An 18,607-nucleotide genomic window follows, 5' to 3' on the forward strand; every position below is an offset into this window, starting at 1 on the left:
GCGTCCGCGCCCGCGGTCTTGGCCGCACCGATGATCGCCTCGATCGAGAGATAGGTACGGACCGGATGGCCCTTCTCACCGATCTGGTAGGACTCCGCCGCCTTCAACCGGTGGACCGAATTGCGGTCCTCGTACGGGAAGACGGCGACGGTCCCGATGCCGAGTTCGTAGGCCGCGCGGAAAGCGCGGATGGCGATCTCGCCGCGATTGGCAACCAAGACTTTCGAGAACATTGGCTTAAGGTACCCGCCCCGGAGGCGGCTGCCGACAGGGAAGTGCCCTTCGCAGAAATCTTCACAACAGAACTAGCACGGTTGCGAAGTTGTGTTCACCGTACGGTCACATGCTGCGACGATGAACCGCGGACCCGGCGCTGCGAATTAGCTCACACGAATCGCTCCATGGTAGCTGGAGGGTATCGCACCACCACGGCGCGCGACCGGCCGTTCTGCGTATGCTGACGGGTGCAGCTGGTTCGCCGAGCGCAGACGAGATGGAGCCCCTACGTCGCGCCTCGGCGTCGAACCCGTCCGCCGCGATATCGGTGGACAGGTGAGAGGGAACCCGGTGGGAATCCGGGACTGTCCCGCAGCGGTATGCAGGAACGACCGCCGTCATGAGCACTGGGCGCACGCCCGGGAAGCGACGGCCAGTAGGTGAGCCCCGTACGGGGTCGGCCAGAAGGCCCGTGCCCGCGAGTCCGAAGACCTGCCGCTGTGCCGGATACGCCGTATCCGGCGGCCACCGCCTCGTGGACCGGGCGCGCGGACCACCAGTGTCGATTTCTCGGGCTCCGATCGCGGCTTCCGAGACATCCGCTGGTTCGCGCTGCCCGCATGGCGATGGCTCACGACCACAGCACTGGAGTATCGACGTGACTGTTTCTCCGCACACTCCGTTCACCGCAACGGTTCTCGGGCTGCCACGGGTCGGCCCGAATCGAGAGTTGAAGCGCGCCACCGAGTCCTATTGGGCCGGGCGCATCGACGCCGAACGATTGCACGGCATCGCCCGGGATCTGCGCCGCGCCCAATTCGCCGAATTGCTCGCGGCCGGAATGGATTCGGTGCCGGTGGGCACCTTCTCCTACTACGACCAGGTCCTCGACACCGCCGTTCTCCTCGGCGCGCTGCCAGCACGTGTGGCGGGTATCACCGATCCGCTCGACCGATATTTCGCCGCCGCGCGCGGCACCGACACCGTCGAACCGCTGGAGATGACCAAATGGTTCGACACCAACTACCACTACCTGGTGCCCGAGATCACGGCGGAGACCACCTTCGCCCTGCATCCCGAACAATTGCTGGAGCAGGTGGACGAGGCGCTCGCGCTCGGCGTGCCCGCCCGGCCGGTGGTGATCGGCCCCGTCACCTTCCTGAAATCGGCCAAGGACGCCTCGGGCGCGCCGCTGCGGCGGTTGCCCGAGTTGGTTCCGCTCTACCGCGACCTGCTCTCCCGGCTCGCGGCGAAGGGCATTGCCTGGGTCCAGATCGATGAGCCGGTGCTGGTGACCGATCTCACCGAATCCGAGATCGACGCGGTCCGCGAGGTCTACACCGACCTGTCGGCCGCGACCGAACGCCCCGCGCTGCTCGTCGCCACCTACTTCGGCAGGCCGGGCGCGGCGCTGCCCGCGCTGGCGGGCACCGCGATCGACGGCATCGCGCTCGATATCAGCGACGCCGACGATCTGTCCGAGGTGGCGGGCGTACCCGCGCTGGCGCGGAAACTGCTCGTGGCCGGTGTCGTCGACGGCCGCAATGTCTGGCGCGCCGACCTGGACCGCGCCCTGGCCGCCCTCGGCACACTGCTGGGTTGCGCCGGGGCGCTGGCGGTGTCGACTTCCTGCTCGCTGCTGCATGTTCCGTACACCCTCGACGCCGAGAAGGAGCTGGACGCCGAGCTGCGCTCCTGGTTGGCGTTCGGGTCGGAGAAGGCGCACGAGGTGCGCCTGCTCGCGACCGCGCTGGCCGCGGGCCCCGACGCGATCGCCGACGAACTCGCCGCCGTGCGCGCGGCGGCGACCGCGCGCCGGACCGATCCCCGGCTGTCCGATCGGCGGGTCCGCGCTCGCCTGTCCGCGCTCGACGCGGACGCCGTGCGGCGCGCACCGGCCGACGAACGGCGCGTACTGCAATCGGAGCGATTGCGGCTGCCCGCGCTGCCCACCACCACGATCGGGTCCTATCCGCAGACCTCGGCGATCCGGCTGGCACGCGCGGCGTCGCGCAAGGGCGAGATCGACGAGGCCGAATACCTGCGCCGGATGCGCGCCGAGATCGCGGAGGTGATCGCGTTGCAGGAACGGCTCGGCCTGGACGTACTCGTGCACGGCGAGCCGGAACGCAACGACATGGTGCAGTACTTCGCCGAACAGCTCGACGGCTTCGCCGCCACCGAGGCCGGGTGGGTGCAGTCCTACGGCACCCGGTGCGTGCGGCCGCCGATCCTGTACGGCGACGTGGCGCGCCGGGCCCCGATGACGGTGGACTGGATCGGCTACGCGCAATCGCTCACCGATAAACCGGTCAAGGGCATGCTCACCGGACCCGTGACCATCCTGGCGTGGTCGTTCGTCCGCGACGATCAACCGCTGTCGGATTCGGCCGACCAGGTGGCGCTCGCGATCCGCGACGAGACCGTGGACCTGCAATCCGCCGGGATCGGGATCATCCAGGTGGACGAGCCGGCGCTGCGGGAACTGCTGCCGCTGCGCACCGCCGACCAGCCCGCCTATCTCGCGTGGTCGGTGCGCGCCTTCCGGCTCGCCACCTCCGGCGTCTCCGACGCCACACAGATCCACACGCATCTGTGCTATTCGGAATTCGGTGAGGTCATCGACGCCATCGCGGGTCTGGACGCGGATGTGACCTCGATCGAGGCGGCCCGCTCGCATATGGAGGTACTCGACGACCTGAACGCGGCGGGCTTCGCGCTCGGCGTGGGGCCGGGCGTGTACGACATCCACTCGCCGCGGGTGCCGAGCACCGAGGAGATCACCGCCTCGTTGCGCGCCGCGCTGAAGGCCGTTCCGGCCGAACGGCTCTGGGTGAATCCGGACTGCGGACTCAAGACCAGGGGTCCGGTCGAGGTGGAGCAGTCGCTGCGCAATATGGTCGCGGCCGCCGACGCCGTGCGCTGATCGGGTTCGGCTCCGCGCGCATCGTTTCGCGCGGAGCCGTTCGCCCGGCCACGACGAGGTCATTCCGTCCGCGGCTTCGGCCTGCGCCGCGAGGTGTAGGCCTCGCAGGCTTCGCCCGCGCGCTCGACGGCGCGTAACCGCGCTCTGGGATCGTTTCCGCGAGTACCGCTTTCGCGGGCACCGTCGTCACGGGGCCCGATGCCCCTGCCGTCGATCCCGCGCCGCCACGACATGTGGCTCGAACAACGATCCATTCGTCACGCCTCCTCGCACGTCGACCTCGTCCGTCACCCCTCTTCAACGCGCGATCCCGCGTTCCGGTTCCCGCGATCTCCAGCGGGTTTTCCGAGGGTGCGGAATCCGGGCCCGACCTCACGGGTCCGCGGATGATCCGAGGTGACGGCCGCATGGTCGACACCGACGCGGCGCGGCGGACCGGGCATCAGAAGATCCCCTCACGAACCTCCGGTGCCCGGTCCGGTACCACGGGCGCCACGACGAACGGCGGCTGATCGAGTGCGTCCGCACCGACTCCGGTCCTACTCGCCGTGTCGAGAAACGGTCGTACCCCGCAGGTTTACTACCCCGGCCGCGAGAATCCGAAACGTCTCGAAGTCGGACTCGCGAACGGGTCGGGACGACGGTGCGAATCCCCGCACCGCGCCGGTGACGGCGACCCGGCCCCCGCGCGCCACCCCCGAGCGATCCGTTCCGCCGGAGATTCCGAACTCGGAAACGCCGCGCGAACGGGGCGAACGCGTAATATGTGGTTCTTCACGCCTCCCAGGTCGGCTCTCGGCCCCCCGCTGCCCCTTCGCATGCTACGCAAGGTTGACCTGTCACTGAAACCCCTCGCAAGAGTGGATTTTTGTGCGCGAGAACTCCGTTTTGTGCAATGTTTGCGAAGGCCGCCGGTTACTATTCGGCCGTGCGCAAGATGTACGCGGGCGCCCGGCTACGGCGACTGCGCGAGGAAAGACGGATGACCCAGGCCGCGCTGGCGAAATCCCTCGACCTATCGCCCAGCTACCTCAACCAACTCGAGCGCGATCAGCGGCCGCTCACCATCCCGGTCCTGCTGAAACTCAATTCCACCTTCGACCTCGACGTCCAGTTCTTCGCGGCCGATTCGGACGCGAGGCTGGTCTCGGATCTGCACGAGGTGCTCGTCGACGCGGCGGGCGGTGACAGCGCGCCGCTGACCGAGGTGGAAGAACTCGCGACCAGGCAGCCCGAAGTGGCGCGCATCCTCGTCGCCATGCACCGCAGGCTACGGGCGGCCACCGATCAACTCGACCTGTTCTCCTCACGGGTTTCCGCCCCGTCCGGGGTCCCCGGCGCCCCCATGCCGTACGAGGACGTGCGCGATTTCTTCTACGACCACCACAATCACATCCCGCACCTGGATCTGGCGGCCGAGCACCTGTTCGACGAATGTGGGCTCACCATCGGGTCATTGGATCGTCAGCTGGCGCGGATCGCCGAGGAACGCGCCGGGGTCACGGTGCTGGTGCGCGGCGACGGCGCCGATCCGTCTATTCCGAAACGCCACTACGACGCCGACAGCCGCACCCTGACCCTGGCGCGCCGATTGCGCCCCGGCCAGCGCGCGTTCCAGATCGCGACCACACTCGGATTCCTGCTCTACGGCAACGATCTCGACATCGTGCTCGACGAGACCCCCTCACTCGTCGGCGAATCGCGCACCCTGGCCCGCATCGGTCTGGCCAACTACTTCGCCGGCGCGCTGGTACTTCCCTACGGCCGTTTCCTGCGCTCGGCCGAGGAACTGCGCTACGACATCGACCTGCTCAGTCTGCGTTTCGAGGTCGGCTTCGAGACGATTTGCCACCGGCTGAGCACGTTGCAACGCCAGGGGCAGCGCGGCGTTCCGTTCTTCCTGGTCCGCACCGACCGCGCGGGCAATATCTCCAAACGCCAGTCGGCGACCGCGTTCCACTTCTCCCGGGTCGGCGGCAGCTGCCCGCTGTGGGTGGTGCACGAGGCCTTCGCCCACCCCGGCCGCATACTCACCCAGGTCGCGTCCATGCCGGACGGGCGGCGCTACCTGTGGGTCGCGCGCACCGCGACGACCGCGCCGCAGGGCTTCGGCACCGCGACGAAGAATTTCGCGATCGGAGTCGGCTGCGATATCGAATACGCCGACCGCCTGGTGTATTCGACCGGATTGCAACTCGGCGATCCGGCGGCCGCGGTGCCGATCGGGGCGGGGTGCAAGGTGTGCGAGCGGCCGAGCTGCGCGCAACGCGCCTTTCCGCAGATCGGCAGCCCACTGGCCGTCTCCGAGCACATCAGCACCGATTTGCCGTATCCGCGCGCCCTACGCTGAATTCGGCGCGCCGCCACCGGGTCAGGACTTCGCCAGATACTCCAGACGTTCGGCGTCGACGGCGGCGCGCATCATGCTCGCCAGGCCGGGATGCTTGTCCAGACCCGGATCCTCGCGCACCACTTCGCGGGCGAAATCCTGTGCGGCGGTGATCGTTTCCAGATCATCGAGCAGCGAGAGCAGTCGTAGCGAACGCGCCGTGCCGGACTGGGCCGAACCGAGGACGTCACCCTCGCGACGCTGGCGCAGATCGAGCACCGAGAGTTCGAAACCGTCGGTGGTCCCCGCGACGGCGGTCAGACGCGCCATGGCCGAACCGCCCGGAGCGGCATCGGTGATCAGCAGGCACAGACCCGGATGCGCGCCCCGTCCGATGCGACCGCGCAACTGGTGCAGCTGACTCACCCCGAAACGATCGGCGTCGAGGATCACCATGACCGTCGCGTTGGGCACGTCGACGCCGACTTCGACCACGGTGGTGCAGACCAGCACATCGATATCGCCGTCGTTGAACGCGCGCATGGCCTGGTCCTTCTCGTCCGAGTGCAACCTGCCGTGCAGCAGTCCGACGCGCACGTCCGCCAGCGGACCGGCCCGCAACATGTCGAAGACCTCGACGGCGGCCTGTGTGGTCGGGGGTTCCTTCTCCTGGGCCGCCTTGGCCTTGCCTTTCGCACCGCCTTTCCCCGTGCCGCCTTTCCCCGTGCCCGCGCCGCCGTCCTCCTCGTCCTCGCCGATGCGCGAACAGACCACGTACGCCTGCCTGCCCGCGCCGACCTCTTCGAGGATGCGTTCCCACGCGCGGTCGACCCAGTTCGGATGCTGTTTGCGCGGAACCACTTTGGAGGTGATCGGCGAACGGCCCCGCGGAAGCTGGGTGAGCGTCGAGGTCTCCAGATCGCCGAGGGTCGTCATCGCGATGGTGCGCGGGATCGGTGTCGCGGTCATGACCAGAAGATGCGGGCTGGTTCCGGATTTCGCCTTGGCGCGCAACGCGTCCCGTTGCTCGACGCCGAACCGATGCTGTTCGTCGACGATCACCATGCCCAGATCGAAGAATTCCACCGCGTCCTGGATGAGCGCGTGGGTGCCGATCACGATCCCCGCTTCGCCGGTCACCGCGTCCAAGAGCGCGGCCTTCTTGGTGGCGGTGGACATCGACCCGGTCACCAGCACCACCTTGGTCGCCTGATCCGCCGCGCCGAGTTCACCCGCGGTCGCCAGTTCGCCGAGCATCGCGCGCAGCGACCGATAGTGCTGGGCGGCCAGCACTTCCGTCGGCGCGAGCAGCGCGCATTGCTGACCGGCGTCGACGACCTGCAACATCGCGTGCAGGGCGACGATGGTCTTGCCGGAACCCACCTCGCCCTGGAGCAGCCGGTGCATGGGCTGCACGCGGGAGAGATCCGAGGCGATCTCCCCGATCACCTCCTGCTGCCCCGCGGTGAGTTCGAACGGGAGTTTCTTCTCGAAGGCCGCCGCGATGCCGTCGGTACGCGGCGGGCACGGCCGCGCTGTCCGGCCCGCCACCTCGTGCCGACGCTCGGCCAGCACCAATTGCAAGGCCAACGCCTCGTCGAAACGCAGCCGTTCCTTGGCCTGGTCGATATCGGCTCTGCTCTCGGGCAGGTGGATCGAGCGCAGGGCGTCGGAGATCTTCATCAACGCGCGTTCCTCGCGCGTGCGCTCGGGCAGCGGGTCGTCGATCGGGTCGAGTTGTTCGAGCACCTGGCGCACACAGGCGAGCAGATCCCAGCTCTGCACCTTCGCCGTGGCCGGATAGACCGGGATGAACTCCCGCTCCATGAACGAGACGTCCACGCCACCGGCGCCTTTCGCGCTCTCCGCGAGTCCCCGCAGATCACCGCCGCCGCGCACCCTGGTGAAGGTGCCGACCGAATCGTCCTCGGTCTCGGGCAGAATCAGGTAGCCGGGATGCGAGAGATTCCAACTGCCGGGCCGCCAGTAGCTGACCGTGCCCGACATCATCGCCCGCAAACCTTCCTTGACGACGTATTTCACCTTGTCGCCGTTGAAGAAGGTCACATCGACCGGGCGTCCGGCGCCGGTATCGAGCATCACCTTGAGCAGGGAGCCGCGCCGATTGCGCATCGGCTTGAGTTCGGTCTTGGCGATCCGGCCGATGACGGTGATGTGCGAACCGTCCTCGGGTTCCTCCTCGGTCAGCGGCTGCCCCTGGGTCGCGTAGCGCAGCGGGTAGTGCCGCAGCAGATCCTCCACGGTGCCCATGTCGAAGGCCTCGGCCAGCGAATCGGCCGCCTTCGCCCCGAGGATGTGATCGAGCCGATCACCGAGTGTCGCCATGCCTCATTCCTTCGTCCGCGCGCGGGGTCATTCCACCCCGATCTGCACCAGATCCTCCTGCTGCCCACCGGAATACACGGTGACCTCGACTCCGGGGAAGCCGCGCGCGATATGCGCGGACAGTGCCCCGGCGAGTTCCTCCGGTGTACCGGCGCCCATCAGCAGGGTGACCAATTCTCCACCGAGACCGAGCATCCGATCCAACAGCGTCCGCCCCGCCGACAGTACGTCGCGCTCGATCAGCACCACGTCGTTGCCGACGAGTCCGAGCCCGTCGCCGGATTCGCAGGTGCCGACCATCGTCAGCGCGCGATGCGCGGCCGCGCGCAGCGAACCCCAGCGCGTCGCCGCGGCCGCCTCCGACATGGCGAAGGCGTCATCCACCGCGATCCGGCCCCGATCGTGGACGGCGAGCGCGGCCAGCCCCTGCACCATCGAGCCACTCGGCAGCATCAGCACATCGCGGCGCGCGTCACGCGCCGCGACACCGACCGCGACCAGTTCGTGCGCGGGCAACGCGCCGTTGGGCAGCACGAGTACTTCCCGATTCGGCATCCGCCGGATGGCGGTGAGCAGCGCGTCGGCGGTGATCGGCTCGTGCCCGCCGAGTACGACCGCGCCCGCGGCCTCGAACAGCACCGCCGCGCCCTCGCCCTCGGCGACGGCGAGAACCGCGCGATCCACCGGCATGTCGGTCGCGTCCGAATGCCCGCCCTCCCGTGTATTGCGCGGATCGGCGGCGCAGTCGTCGTCGACGCGCGAAGCGGTGACGACGAAACTCTCGATACGGATCGCGGCGAGTGTCCCCGCCGCTATCCCCGCCTCGACGGCGGCGCCCGCGTCGGCGCAGTGCACGTGCGCCGACCACGATCCGTTGCCGTCGCCGACCACGCCGACCGAATCACCCAGTGCGGCGAGCCGATCACGCAGTGTCGCGACCCTGGTCTCGTCGGTGTCGGCGAGCAGGTACATCACCTCGAAACACGCCTCGGGCGAATCCGGCCCGGAATTCGCGTGTTCGGGATGCTCCCGGCCCGACACGACCTCGATATCGCCGGGCAGATAATCCGGCCGTGCGGGCGCTTCGCCCCTGATCACCGAGACCAGTCCGTCCAGCAGGACCACAAGTCCCCTGGCGCCCGCGTCCACCACACCGGCCTCGCGCAGTACGCCCAGCTGGGAGGGGGTGTCGCCGAGCGCTTTGGCCGCGCCGTCCGCCGCCGAGAGCGCGACCTCGGCGAGCGAGGTCCCCGACCGCGAGGCCGCGCTGGCCGCCGCGCATTCGAGCACCGTGAGGATCGTTCCCTCCACCGGTGAACTGAGCGCTCGGCGCACCAGCGACGACGCACGCTCGAGCGCGTCGGGCAGGGTGTCGGCGGTGAGGTCGCCGTCCCTGGTCGCCTCGGCGATCCCGCGCAGTACCTGCGTCAGGATGATGCCGGAGTTGCCGCGCGCACCCAGGGTGGCTCCCCGTGCCATCGCCGCCGCGACCTCGTAGGTGGACTGCGGATCAACGCGCGCCTGCGCCGCCTGCACGGCCGCGCGCATGGTGGCCAGCATGTTGGTGCCGGTGTCGGCGTCGGCGATCGGGAAGACGTTCAGCGCGTTGATCTCCTCGCGCCGCTGCTCCAGACCCGCGAGACAGGTCCACCCCCAGCGCAGCAGTGCCGTGCCGTCGATCGCGTCCCGCTCTGCCCGCACCGTCACCTCACTCCCATAGCCGTACCGCCGCACCCGTTCCCCGCCAGGTTAGCGGGATATCCCGGCTCCGGATCGACGACACCGACCGAGTACTGTTGCCGTGTGCCGGGTCGCCCCGGCCCGTACGCCCGATCACCGGTTTGGAGGATCGGGGGGCCGTTGGCTACCCTTGCAGGGTTGCCTCGCGCGGCCCGCCCCGGTTTGCGCTGGCCGACAGCTGTCGGCAGGGCACATCACGACATTGTTTCCGGACATGCTGCCGCGTTGCAGCGGTCCCCACTTGACATGAAGGAGTTCGCGACTATGGCTGCCGTCTGCGACGTCTGCGCCAAGGGCCCCGGCTTCGGGAAGTCGGTCTCGCACTCGCACCGGCGTACCAACCGTCGCTGGAACCCGAATATCCAGACCGTCCGTGCCCAGGTTGCCCCCGGCAACACCCGCCGGATGAACGTGTGCACCTCGTGCCTGAAGGCCGGCAAGGTCGTCCGCGGCTGATTCGCCACGGACGATTCCGCACCGTTTCGGCGGTACGGCACTCGACCCGGATCCGTGAACCATTCGGATACCCGTATGGTTCCGCGTCCGGTCGAGCGATGATCGAACGAAGCCCCGATACTCGCTTCGAGTGCCGGGGCTTATTCGTGTTCGAGGACGGGCGACGATGAGCGGCTGGCGCGTCGAACCGCTGACCGCCGAACACACCTTCGGCCTGGCCGAATGCCACATCTCCTGCTGGCGCGAGGCCTACGACGATCTGGTGCCGAGACATGTGCTCGACGCCTTCGACGTCGATCGCAGGGCCGCGCAGTGGGAACGCATGCGCGTCAAGTATCCGCACGGCACCCATATCGCGCTGTCCGGCGACACCGTCATCGGATTCGCGAGCGTGGGTGCGCCGAAGGACACACCGGCCGCGTCGGAGCTCGAACTCACCGCGCTCTACGTCCGCGCGTCCTGGTACGGCACCGGCGTGGCCGACGATCTCATCGGCATCGCGCTGCCCGACGACCTGCGCTGTTCGCTGTGGGTCTTCGACGAGAACCCGCGCGCGCAGGCCTTCTACCGCAGGCACGGCTTCGTCTTCGACGGCGCGCGCAAGATCGAGGATTTCACCCCCGCGCTGATGGTCCGCATGGTGCGCGCCCCGGGACGGGACGACCTGCGCTGACCCCGATTTCGGTGGGCGGGGCGTTGGCCCGCACCGAGCCGGAGGATAGTGTGCGAAATATGACCTCCACCGAGCAGACCGATTACGTCACCGACGTCGACGGCGTTCTCCAGATCACCATTGCCACCGCCGCGAACGGCACCTCGATGGATTTCGCGGGTATCAACGCGGGTAACGCCGCACTGCGCGCACCCGGATTCGACGCGGGCGCGATCCTGCTCACCGGTTCGGGCGCCAATTTCTGCGCGGGCGGCGACGTTCGCGGTTTCGCCGCCGCGCAGGACCGTTCCGTCCATATCCACGGTCTCGCGACCGATCTGCACGAATTCGTGCGCGCGCTCGACGCCGCCAGGGTCCCCGTGATCGCCGCCGTGCACGGCTGGGCGGCGGGCGCGGGTATGAGCCTGGTGCTCGCGGCCGATATCGCCATCGGCGGCTCCTCGACCAAGATGCGCCCCGCCTACCCCGGCATCGGACTGAGCCCCGATGGCGGCATGTCCTGGCTACTGCCGCGCATCGTCGGCACCGGCCGCGCGAGCGAGATCCTGCTCACCGACGCCATCCTCGATGCCGAGGAGGCGCGGCGCCTGGGCATCCTGAGCCGGATCGTCGAGGACGAGCAGGTCCTCGCCGAGGCGCGCGCACTCGCCACCACCCTGGCCAACGGCCCTCGATCCACCCACGCCAGCATCAAGAAGCTGCTCGTGCAATCCAAGACCGCGTCGTTGAGCGAACAGCTCGACAGCGAACGGGAAGCCATCGCGACCGCCGCCGCCAGCCCCGCGGGCCGCGAGGGCGTCGACGCGTTCGCCCAGAAGCGCAAGCCGAACTACGCCGGCCAGGCCTGATCCGAAACCGGTTCGCACCCGCCGATACCCGGTGGGTGCGATCTCAGCTCGGCGTGCTCAGCACGAAATCGATGACGGCTTCGGTGAACGCGTCGTTGTCGTCACCGGCCGCCGTGTGCGCGGCTCCGCCGATCTCGGCGATCCGCACGTGCGGCACGAGTTCCTGGAACGCGGCGGCGCCCTCGGCACTGACCACGTCGGACCGCATGCCGCGCACCAGCATCACCGGGATCGTGAGTTTCGCGGCGGCGGCTTCCATGTCCTCGGTCATCAGGGTGGCGTCCTCGACCCGGTCCGACAGCATGCCCGGATCCCAGTGCCAGTACCAGCGGCCGTCGCGTTCGCGCAGATTCCGCAGCAGACCGTCGGTATTCTTCGGACGCGGCCGGTGCGGCATGTACTCCGCGACCGCGTCGGCGGCCTGGTCGACGGTGTCGAACCCGTCGCGATGTTTGCTCAAGAAATCGAGCACGCGGGCGACACCCTCGTTTTCCGGGCGCGTGACGATATCGACGAGCACCAGCGCGCCGATCGCCGCACCGCCCGGCACCTCGGTGGCGAGCAGACCGGTGATACCGCCCATACTCGCGCCGACGACCACCGCGGGGTTCTCCGGGGTCGCGCCGAGCTGATCCAGTACCGCGACCAGGTCGTCGACCATGGTCGTTCTCCGGTAGTCGCGGTCCTTCGCCCATTCGCTGTCGCCGTGGCCGCGCGCGTCCAGGGTGACGACGCGCATTCCGGCGAGCCCGAGTGTGGCACCGGTCAGCTTCCAGGAATGCCGGGTCTGACCGCCGCCGTGCAGGAAGACGACGAGCCTGCCGTCGACCGGCCCGAAGTGGTCACCGGCCAGCTCGATCCCACCCGAACCACGCAGCCGCAGCCGAACCGGTTCGAGGAGATTGTTCGCTTTACTCACGATCTGAGGATCGCACAGTGCCGAATCCGGTCACGCGCGAGCCTCGTGGATCGGATTTCAGCAGTTCAGCTTGGTACCGCTGAAGGTGTTCTGGAACAGGCAGGTGACCTTGGCGTTGACGCCCGAGGAGATGGTCGAGGAACCGGTGGAGGTGAATTCCTCGCCGACCGGTGCGGCGGCGGTATCGGTGGCGGGTTCGAGCGCGAGCCCGGACGCGCCTGCGACGGAGGTGCCGCCCGCCAGTGCGGCGCACAGGGCGAGAGTGGCTGTGGTGCCGCGCAGCGCGCCGCGAACGGTTCGGTTGTGCATGGAGATGCTCCTCGGTTGGATCCGGTACTGCGGGTCGTGCTTCCCGGCGAAGGCCGGAAGGTGGATGGTCAGGGCAGGCGCCAGTCGACAGGTTCGGCACCCAGTTCGTCGAGCAGTTCGTTCACCCGGGAGAACGGCCGGGAGCCGAAGAACCCGCGCGAGGCCGACAGCGGCGAGGGATGCGCGGATTCGATGAAGGGGACTTCGGCGGCGGCGAGCGTCGGCTTGAGCGTCGACGCGTCACGGCCCCACAGGATGGCGACCAGCGGCTCGTCCCTGGCGACCAGGGCGCGGATCGCCTGTTCGGTCACCGCCTCCCAGCCTTTGCCGCGATGCGAGGCCGCCTTGCCCGGCTGCACCGTGAGCACGCGATTGAGCAGCAGCACACCCTGATCCGCCCACGGGCTCAGATCGCCGCAGCTCGGGGTGGGGTGGCCGAGATCCTTGGCGAGTTCGGCGAAGATATTGACGAGGCTGCGCGGCACCGGCGAAACATCGGGTGCGACAGAGAAACTCAGGCCGACGGCGTGGCCGGGAGTCGGGTACGGATCCTGACCGACGACGAGCACGCGGACCTGGTCGAACGGGCGCTGGAAAGCGCGTAGCACGTTGTCGCCCGCGGGCAGGTAACCCCGGCCCTCGGCGTTCTCCGTGCGCAGGAACTCTCCCATGGTCGCGATCTGCTCGGCGACCGGTTCCAGTGCGCGCGCCCAGCCCGCATCCATGATTTCCGACAATGGTTTACCGCCCATGACCGCACAACCTATCGTGGCTCGGCCGCCGCCGCAGAGTCCGCCCCACCGAACGATTCCCAGCCGCCACTGCCCGGCCGCACCACACCGTCGACGGTAACGCCGTGACCTGCGAGCACGCGTCCGACGGCGTGCCAGCCGGGCGGCGGCGAGACCTCGGCGGGCCAGGCCGCGGCGAACGCGTGCTCCTCACCGCCCGCCAGAATCCATTGCGCCGCATCGGCATCCAGCGCTCGCGCGATCGACTCCAGGACCGGATCGCGCAACGTTGACGAGTCCAGGTCGATCCGCACGCCCGAGGCCGAGGCGATATGCCCGAGATCGGCCAGCAGACCGTCGGAGATATCGGTGAGCGCGTGCGGCGCGCTCGGCCCCGAACCCGGGCCGGACGCCGGATCGCCGTGCAGGAACTCCAGCACCGAGGCATAGGGCGGCTGTGGAACACGATGGGCGGCAACGACTTCGGTGAACCGTTCGATATCGGCTCCGGCGGCGAGTACCGCGAGTCCCGCGGCCGACCAGCCGAGTCTGCCCGCCACCGCGATGGTGTCACCGGCGCGGGCGCCGGATCTGGTGACGGGAGCGCGGCCGCGCAGATCGCCGAACGCGGTGATCGACAGGACCAGTTCCTGGCTGCGCACGAGGTCGCCGCCCGCGATGGATCCGCCCGCCCTGCCCGCTTCCTCCCACAGTCCGTCGGCCAGACCGTCGATCAGCTCCAGCGGCGTGTCCGCCGGGCAGCCCAGCGCCACCACGAACGCCGTCGGCACCGCGCCCATCGCGACGACATCGGCCGCGTTCTGCGCGATGGCCTTGCGGCCGATATCGCGTGGACTCGACCAGTCGAGCCGGAAATGCCGTCCCTGCACCAGCATGTCGGTGGTCACCACGAAACGCCCGTCCGGCGCGGCCACCAGGGCGGCGTCGTCGCCCGGCCCGAGCAGCACGCCCGCGGCCTGCACCCGGCCCGCGTTCATCCGGTCGATGAGCGCGAACTCGCCCAGCTCGCCGACCGTCCGTGGCGTCGCGCTCTCGCTGATGACCGAATCCTTCCCGAGGTGGATCGCCCGGCCCGGGCACCGTGCCGGGCGAAAACGGGTCGACGGTACCCTGTCCAGGGCAATCGAGACCACCGGACCGGTGCGCGGCGCCTGGCACGACCGCGGGAGACCGGTACGGCGACGCGCTCGGCGAATCGGAAAGAAGGTCGGTAGGGATGGCGGCGGACTCGTCGGACAAGGACTCGACGGCGACACCGTCACCGGCGGACGACCCCGCCGTCGGCCCGAACGAGTCCGCGAACGAGATGGCCGACAGTTCCTCGGAGCCTTTCGTGCCCTCGGAGCCCTCTGCGACCTCCGTGCCCTCCGCACCCTCCAAGCCTTCCGCGACCTCCGAGACCTCCGTGCGTTCCGCGACCTCCGCGACCGAAGCGGACGACACCGAGGCATCCGAAGCCGACACCGGCCAGACCGACACCGCCGCCTACCCACCCGCGCTGATCGCCACCGCCGTCGCCCTGCCGGTCGTGCTCGTGGTCGCGGTTCTGATCGCGGCGGTCATGGCCAGGAATATGCCGACCGAACACGAACCGCTGGTGCTGGGCCCGGTGCCCGCGCCCGCCGCGGACGGACCGGCCTGCACGAGCCTGCTGCCCGCGCTGCCCGCCGCGCTCGACGACTACACCAAGGCCCAGTTGGTGGAACCCGCGCCGCCCGCCACCCGCGCGTGGCAGCGCGAGGACGGCGCGACGATCGTGCTGCGCTGCGGCCTGGACCGCCCGCTGGAATTCAACCGCGCCTCCCCCCTGCAACTGGTGAACAACGTGCAATGGTTCGAGGTGCGCGACCCGGCCGGGTCGGCGAGCACGTGGTTCGTCGTCGACCGGGAGACCTACATCGCGCTGACCGTCCCCGACGGTTCCGGACCGACGCCGTTGCAGGAAGTCTCCGACGCCATCACCGCGAATCTGCCGGAACGCGCCCTCGATCCGGGTCCGCTCCCCAACTGAGGCACGCCGCCGGACCGAGACCGCGCCGGATCGGCCCGAGCGACCGCCGTCGACGGCGCGCACGTGCTCAGCGCAGGCCGGTCCCCCGCGCCATCGCCGTCTCGATCAACGTGGAGACGAGTTTCGCGTAGTCCAGTCCACTGGCTTCCCACATCCGCGGGTAGAGCGAGATCGCGGTGAAGCCGGGCATCGTGTTGATCTCGTTGAGCACCGGGCCGTTCTCGGTGACGAAGAAATCGACGCGAGCCAGGCCCTGGCAGTCGAGTGCGCGGAAGGCGCGCACCGCGAGGTCGCGGATCAGCTCGGAGGTGTCGTCGTCGAGATCGGCGGGGACATCGAGTTCGCAGATATCGTCGACGTATTTGGTCTCGTAGTCGTAGAACCCGGCGTCCGCCGAACCGGCGACGTCGGCCGTCGGCATCCGGATCTCGGCGACCACGCTGGCCTCGATCCGGCCGTCCGGGAATTCCAATACGCCGCATTCGACTTCGCGCCCGACGATGCCCGCCTCGACGATGACCTTCGGATCGTGCGCCCGCGCCGTGGCGATCGCGCCGTCGAGCGCGGCCCAGTCGGTCACCTTGGTGATGCCGATCGAGGAACCAGCGCGCGCGGGTTTGACGAACACGGGCAGTCCGAGTTGCGCGCGCTGCTTCTCGGTCAGCGTCTCGACGCCGGGACGCAGCACCACCTGACTGCCGATCGGCAGTCCCTCGGCGGCGAACAGTTTCTTGGTGAATTCCTTGTCCATACCGGCCGCGCTGGCCAGCACTCCCGGACCGACGTACGGGATGCCCGCGAGTTCGAGCATGCCCTGCAGGGTGCCGTCCTCGCCGAAGGGACCGTGCAGGATCGGGAACACCACGTCGACCGAGCCGAGCGCGACACCCGGTGCGTCGAGGGCCACGAGCGCGCCGGACCGTTTCGGGTCGGCGGCGAGGGTGAGGGCGGTACCGGAGCTGTCGACCGCGGGCAATTCCTTGTCGCGCAACCCGAGCGACGCGATGTCGGCGCCGCCGAGCACCCAGCTGCCCTCGGTGGTGATGCCGATGGGGACGGCCTCGTACTTGTCCGGGTCCAGGTTGCGTAGCACGCTGCCCGCCGATACGCACGACACGGCGTGCTCATTGCTCCGCCCGCCGAACACGACAGCCACCTTGATCCGGTTCGTCATGGTGGGAACCGTACCCGTTTCGGGCGCGCGATACCGGTCCCGGCCCTATCATGCCGGGCTGTTGTCGCCCCGGAAGATCATTCGGGCTTCATCCGCCTGCCCAGCAGGTTGCCGACCGCCTCGGCCACCGAAACGCCCTCGTGACACACCTGATGGACCGCGTTCGTCAGCGGCATCTCCACGTCGTGCGCCGCCGCGAGGGCCCGCACCGATGTGCAGGACTTCACACCCTCGGCCACCTGACCGTGGGTCGCCTGCTGCGCCGCCTCCATGGACCCGCCCGCCCCGAGCACATTGCCGAAGGAGCGGTTGCGCGACAGCGGCGAAGTGCAGGTGGCGACGAGATCACCCACTCCGGCGAGACCGGCCAACGTCACCGGTTCGGCGCCCAGCGCCACCCCGAGCCGGATGATCTCGGCGAGGCCGCGGGTGATCAGACTCGCGATGGAGTTGTCCCCCAAGCCCATTCCCGCCGCGATGCCGCACGCCAGCGCGATGACGTTCTTGCACGCGCCACCGATCTCGCAACCGATCACATCGGTGTTGGTGTAAGGCCGGAAGTAGGCGTTGGCGCTCGCCTGCTGCAACGCGATCCCCCGCGCCTCGTCGGTGCACGCGATGACGGTGGCGGCGGGCTGTTCGGCGGCGATCTCCTTGGCCAGGTTCGGGCCGGACAGCACCGCGATGCGGTCCTGGTCCGCACCGGTCACCTCGCCGATCACCTGACTCATCCGCAGCAGGGTGCCGGTCTCGATACCCTTCGCCAGGCTCAGCAGGGTGGCGTCGTGGTGGGTCAGCGCGTCGCCGAGCGCGTCCTTCCAGGTCTCCAGATTCGCGCGCAGCGACTGCGACGGCACCGCGAGGACGACGATCTCCGCTCCGCGCAACGCTTCGACGTGATCGTCGGTGGCATCGACGGCGGGTAGCTGCACATCGGGCAGATAGGACGGGTTGCGATGTTTCGTGGCGAGCGCCTCGGCGACCTCCGGCCTGCGCGCCCAGATCGTGACGTCGGTACCGGCGTCCGCCAACACCTTTGCGAACGCTGTGCCCCACGACCCCGCACCAAGTACCGCCGCCCTCGTCATCCGCCCAATATGCCATTCGGAACCGCCGCGGCTGCCCGATACCCCCGAAAGAGTCGCGTGGCGGGGCGCGTGGGCCGTCATGGAAGTATTGGTCCATGCGCCCGCACGACGTGCATGCCGTGATCGCGGTCAAGAACCTCGATCTCGCCAAGAGCCGACTGGCCGAACGATTGCGCCCGGAACTCCGGGCGCGGCTGGTGCTCGCGATGCTCACCGATACCGTGACGGCCGCGCTGACGGTGCCCCGCATCGCATCGGTCACCGTGGTCACGCCCGATCCCGTGGTCGCCGCCCTGTCCGCCGAACTCGGCGCGGCGGTGCATCCCGAGCCGCGGATCTCCGATCTGAACGCCGCGCTCGACGACGCCGCGGCGGCGCTGCGCCGGGCCAACGGTCCGGTCGAGCTGCTCGCGCTACAGGCGGATCTGCCCGCGGTCCGTCCCGAGGAACTGTGCGCGATGCTCGCGGCGGCACCGAGGGGCAGACGGTCGATCGTCGTCGATCACGCGGGCACCGGCACGGCGGCGCTCTACGCCGCGGGTCCCGCTGTCGCGCTGGACCCGCGCTTCGGTCCCGGCTCGGCGCGCGCGCATATCGCGGCGGGCGCGACGGATCTGGACGGCGACTGGCCCGGACTGCGGAGAGATGTCGACACGGCGGTCGATCTGGAGCGCGCGGTCGAACTCGGCGCGGGTGACGCGACGCGCGCCCTCCTACGCGACATCGGCTGGTCCGGCCATGTTCACGAGGCTGTTCGACGGGTGTGCTAGTCGATCGCCACGAGAGAACGAACCCGGGTGTAATCGCGGAGTCGACGTGC

At 69.2% G+C, this 18,607-nt stretch carries 16 protein-coding genes and 1 riboswitch; of the genes, 7 read left to right on the top strand and 9 right to left on the bottom strand.

Annotation, left to right across the window (positions count from 1 at the left end; genetic code table 11):
- A partial coding sequence (locus tag DAT37_RS28820) for a biotin carboxylase N-terminal domain-containing protein (RefSeq protein ID WP_157978765.1) occupies nt 1–233 on the bottom strand: 233 nt, incomplete at its 3' end.
- 292 nt (nt 234–525) lie between these two features.
- Nucleotides 526–730: riboswitch (cobalamin riboswitch) on the top strand.
- A 144-nt stretch (nt 731–874) separates the two neighbouring features.
- On the opposite strand from DAT37_RS28820, the gene metE reads away from it, so the two are divergent.
- Both metE and DAT37_RS28830 read left to right on the top strand, forming a co-directional pair.
- Nucleotides 875–3,142, top strand: coding sequence for a 5-methyltetrahydropteroyltriglutamate--homocysteine S-methyltransferase (gene metE / locus DAT37_RS28825; RefSeq protein ID WP_109528042.1), 2,268 nt, complete (start codon nt 875–877; stop codon nt 3,140–3,142).
- 928 nt (nt 3,143–4,070) lie between these two features.
- Nucleotides 4,071–5,492, top strand: a complete 1,422-nt coding sequence (locus DAT37_RS28830) for a short-chain fatty acyl-CoA regulator family protein (RefSeq protein ID WP_198654491.1) — start codon at nt 4,071–4,073, stop codon at nt 5,490–5,492.
- Nucleotides 5,493–5,513: 21 nt separating this feature from the next.
- Here DAT37_RS28830 and recG read toward each other — a convergent pair whose 3' ends face one another.
- Both recG and DAT37_RS28840 read right to left on the bottom strand, forming a co-directional pair.
- Nucleotides 5,514–7,817, bottom strand: coding sequence for an ATP-dependent DNA helicase RecG (recG, locus tag DAT37_RS28835; protein ID WP_109528043.1), 2,304 nt, complete (start codon nt 7,815–7,817; stop codon nt 5,514–5,516).
- A 27-nt stretch (nt 7,818–7,844) separates the two neighbouring features.
- Nucleotides 7,845–9,524 carry a DAK2 domain-containing protein gene (locus DAT37_RS28840; RefSeq protein ID WP_232840059.1) on the bottom strand — a complete coding sequence of 560 codons (1,680 nt, stop codon included), beginning with the start codon at nt 9,522–9,524 and terminating at the stop codon, nt 7,845–7,847.
- Nucleotides 9,525–9,821: 297 nt separating this feature from the next.
- Here DAT37_RS28840 and rpmB point away from each other — a divergent pair, with 297 nt between their 5' ends.
- From rpmB to DAT37_RS28855, 3 genes are all read left to right on the top strand, one after another.
- Nucleotides 9,822–10,013 (top strand): 50S ribosomal protein L28, encoded by a 192-nt coding sequence (gene rpmB, locus DAT37_RS28845; RefSeq protein WP_011210730.1) that lies wholly within the window; start codon nt 9,822–9,824, stop codon nt 10,011–10,013.
- A gap of 166 nt (nt 10,014–10,179) precedes the next feature.
- Nucleotides 10,180–10,686, top strand: a complete 507-nt coding sequence (locus DAT37_RS28850; protein WP_109528044.1) for a GNAT family N-acetyltransferase — start codon at nt 10,180–10,182, stop codon at nt 10,684–10,686.
- 59 nt (nt 10,687–10,745) lie between these two features.
- The gene (locus DAT37_RS28855) at nt 10,746–11,534 is read left to right on the top strand and encodes an enoyl-CoA hydratase/isomerase family protein (RefSeq protein ID WP_109528533.1); all 789 of its coding nucleotides are present in this window, start codon (nt 10,746–10,748) and stop codon (nt 11,532–11,534) included.
- A gap of 43 nt (nt 11,535–11,577) precedes the next feature.
- Here DAT37_RS28855 and DAT37_RS28860 read toward each other — a convergent pair whose 3' ends face one another.
- The 4 genes from DAT37_RS28860 to DAT37_RS28875 form a co-directional block, all read right to left on the bottom strand.
- Nucleotides 11,578–12,453 (bottom strand): alpha/beta fold hydrolase, encoded by an 876-nt coding sequence (locus tag DAT37_RS28860; RefSeq protein ID WP_109528045.1) that lies wholly within the window; start codon nt 12,451–12,453, stop codon nt 11,578–11,580.
- A 57-nt stretch (nt 12,454–12,510) separates the two neighbouring features.
- Nucleotides 12,511–12,762 (bottom strand): hypothetical protein, encoded by a 252-nt coding sequence (locus DAT37_RS28865; RefSeq protein WP_109528046.1) that lies wholly within the window; start codon nt 12,760–12,762, stop codon nt 12,511–12,513.
- A gap of 68 nt (nt 12,763–12,830) precedes the next feature.
- Complete coding sequence (locus tag DAT37_RS28870) at nt 12,831–13,514, bottom strand: uracil-DNA glycosylase (protein WP_109528047.1); 684 nt, start codon at nt 13,512–13,514, stop codon at nt 12,831–12,833.
- A gap of 11 nt (nt 13,515–13,525) precedes the next feature.
- Nucleotides 13,526–14,554: a thiamine-phosphate kinase gene (locus tag DAT37_RS28875; protein ID WP_269814818.1), complete on the bottom strand. Its 1,029-nt coding sequence runs from the start codon at nt 14,552–14,554 to the stop codon at nt 13,526–13,528.
- A 176-nt stretch (nt 14,555–14,730) separates the two neighbouring features.
- Here DAT37_RS28875 and DAT37_RS28880 point away from each other — a divergent pair, with 176 nt between their 5' ends.
- Nucleotides 14,731–15,525, top strand: a complete 795-nt coding sequence (locus tag DAT37_RS28880; RefSeq protein WP_232840060.1) for a DUF3515 family protein — start codon at nt 14,731–14,733, stop codon at nt 15,523–15,525.
- 67 nt (nt 15,526–15,592) lie between these two features.
- Here DAT37_RS28880 and DAT37_RS28885 read toward each other — a convergent pair whose 3' ends face one another.
- Entirely contained in the window at nt 15,593–16,699 is a 1,107-nt protein-coding gene (locus DAT37_RS28885) for a D-alanine--D-alanine ligase family protein (RefSeq protein WP_109528048.1), read from the bottom strand.
- 77 nt (nt 16,700–16,776) lie between these two features.
- A complete protein-coding gene (locus DAT37_RS28890) occupies nt 16,777–17,787 on the bottom strand; it encodes an NAD(P)H-dependent glycerol-3-phosphate dehydrogenase (protein ID WP_109528049.1) in 1,011 nt (336 codons plus the stop codon).
- 95 nt (nt 17,788–17,882) lie between these two features.
- Between DAT37_RS28890 and cofC the strand changes: the two genes are divergently transcribed.
- On the top strand, nt 17,883–18,557 hold the full coding sequence (gene cofC, locus DAT37_RS28895; RefSeq protein WP_109528050.1) for a 2-phospho-L-lactate guanylyltransferase: 675 nt from the start codon (nt 17,883–17,885) through the stop codon (nt 18,555–18,557).
- Nucleotides 18,558–18,607 lie beyond the last annotated feature (50 nt).

Origin of the sequence: Nocardia aurea (genome assembly GCF_003123685.1) — a bacterium.
GTDB lineage: Bacteria > Actinomycetota > Actinomycetes > Mycobacteriales > Mycobacteriaceae > Nocardia > Nocardia aurea.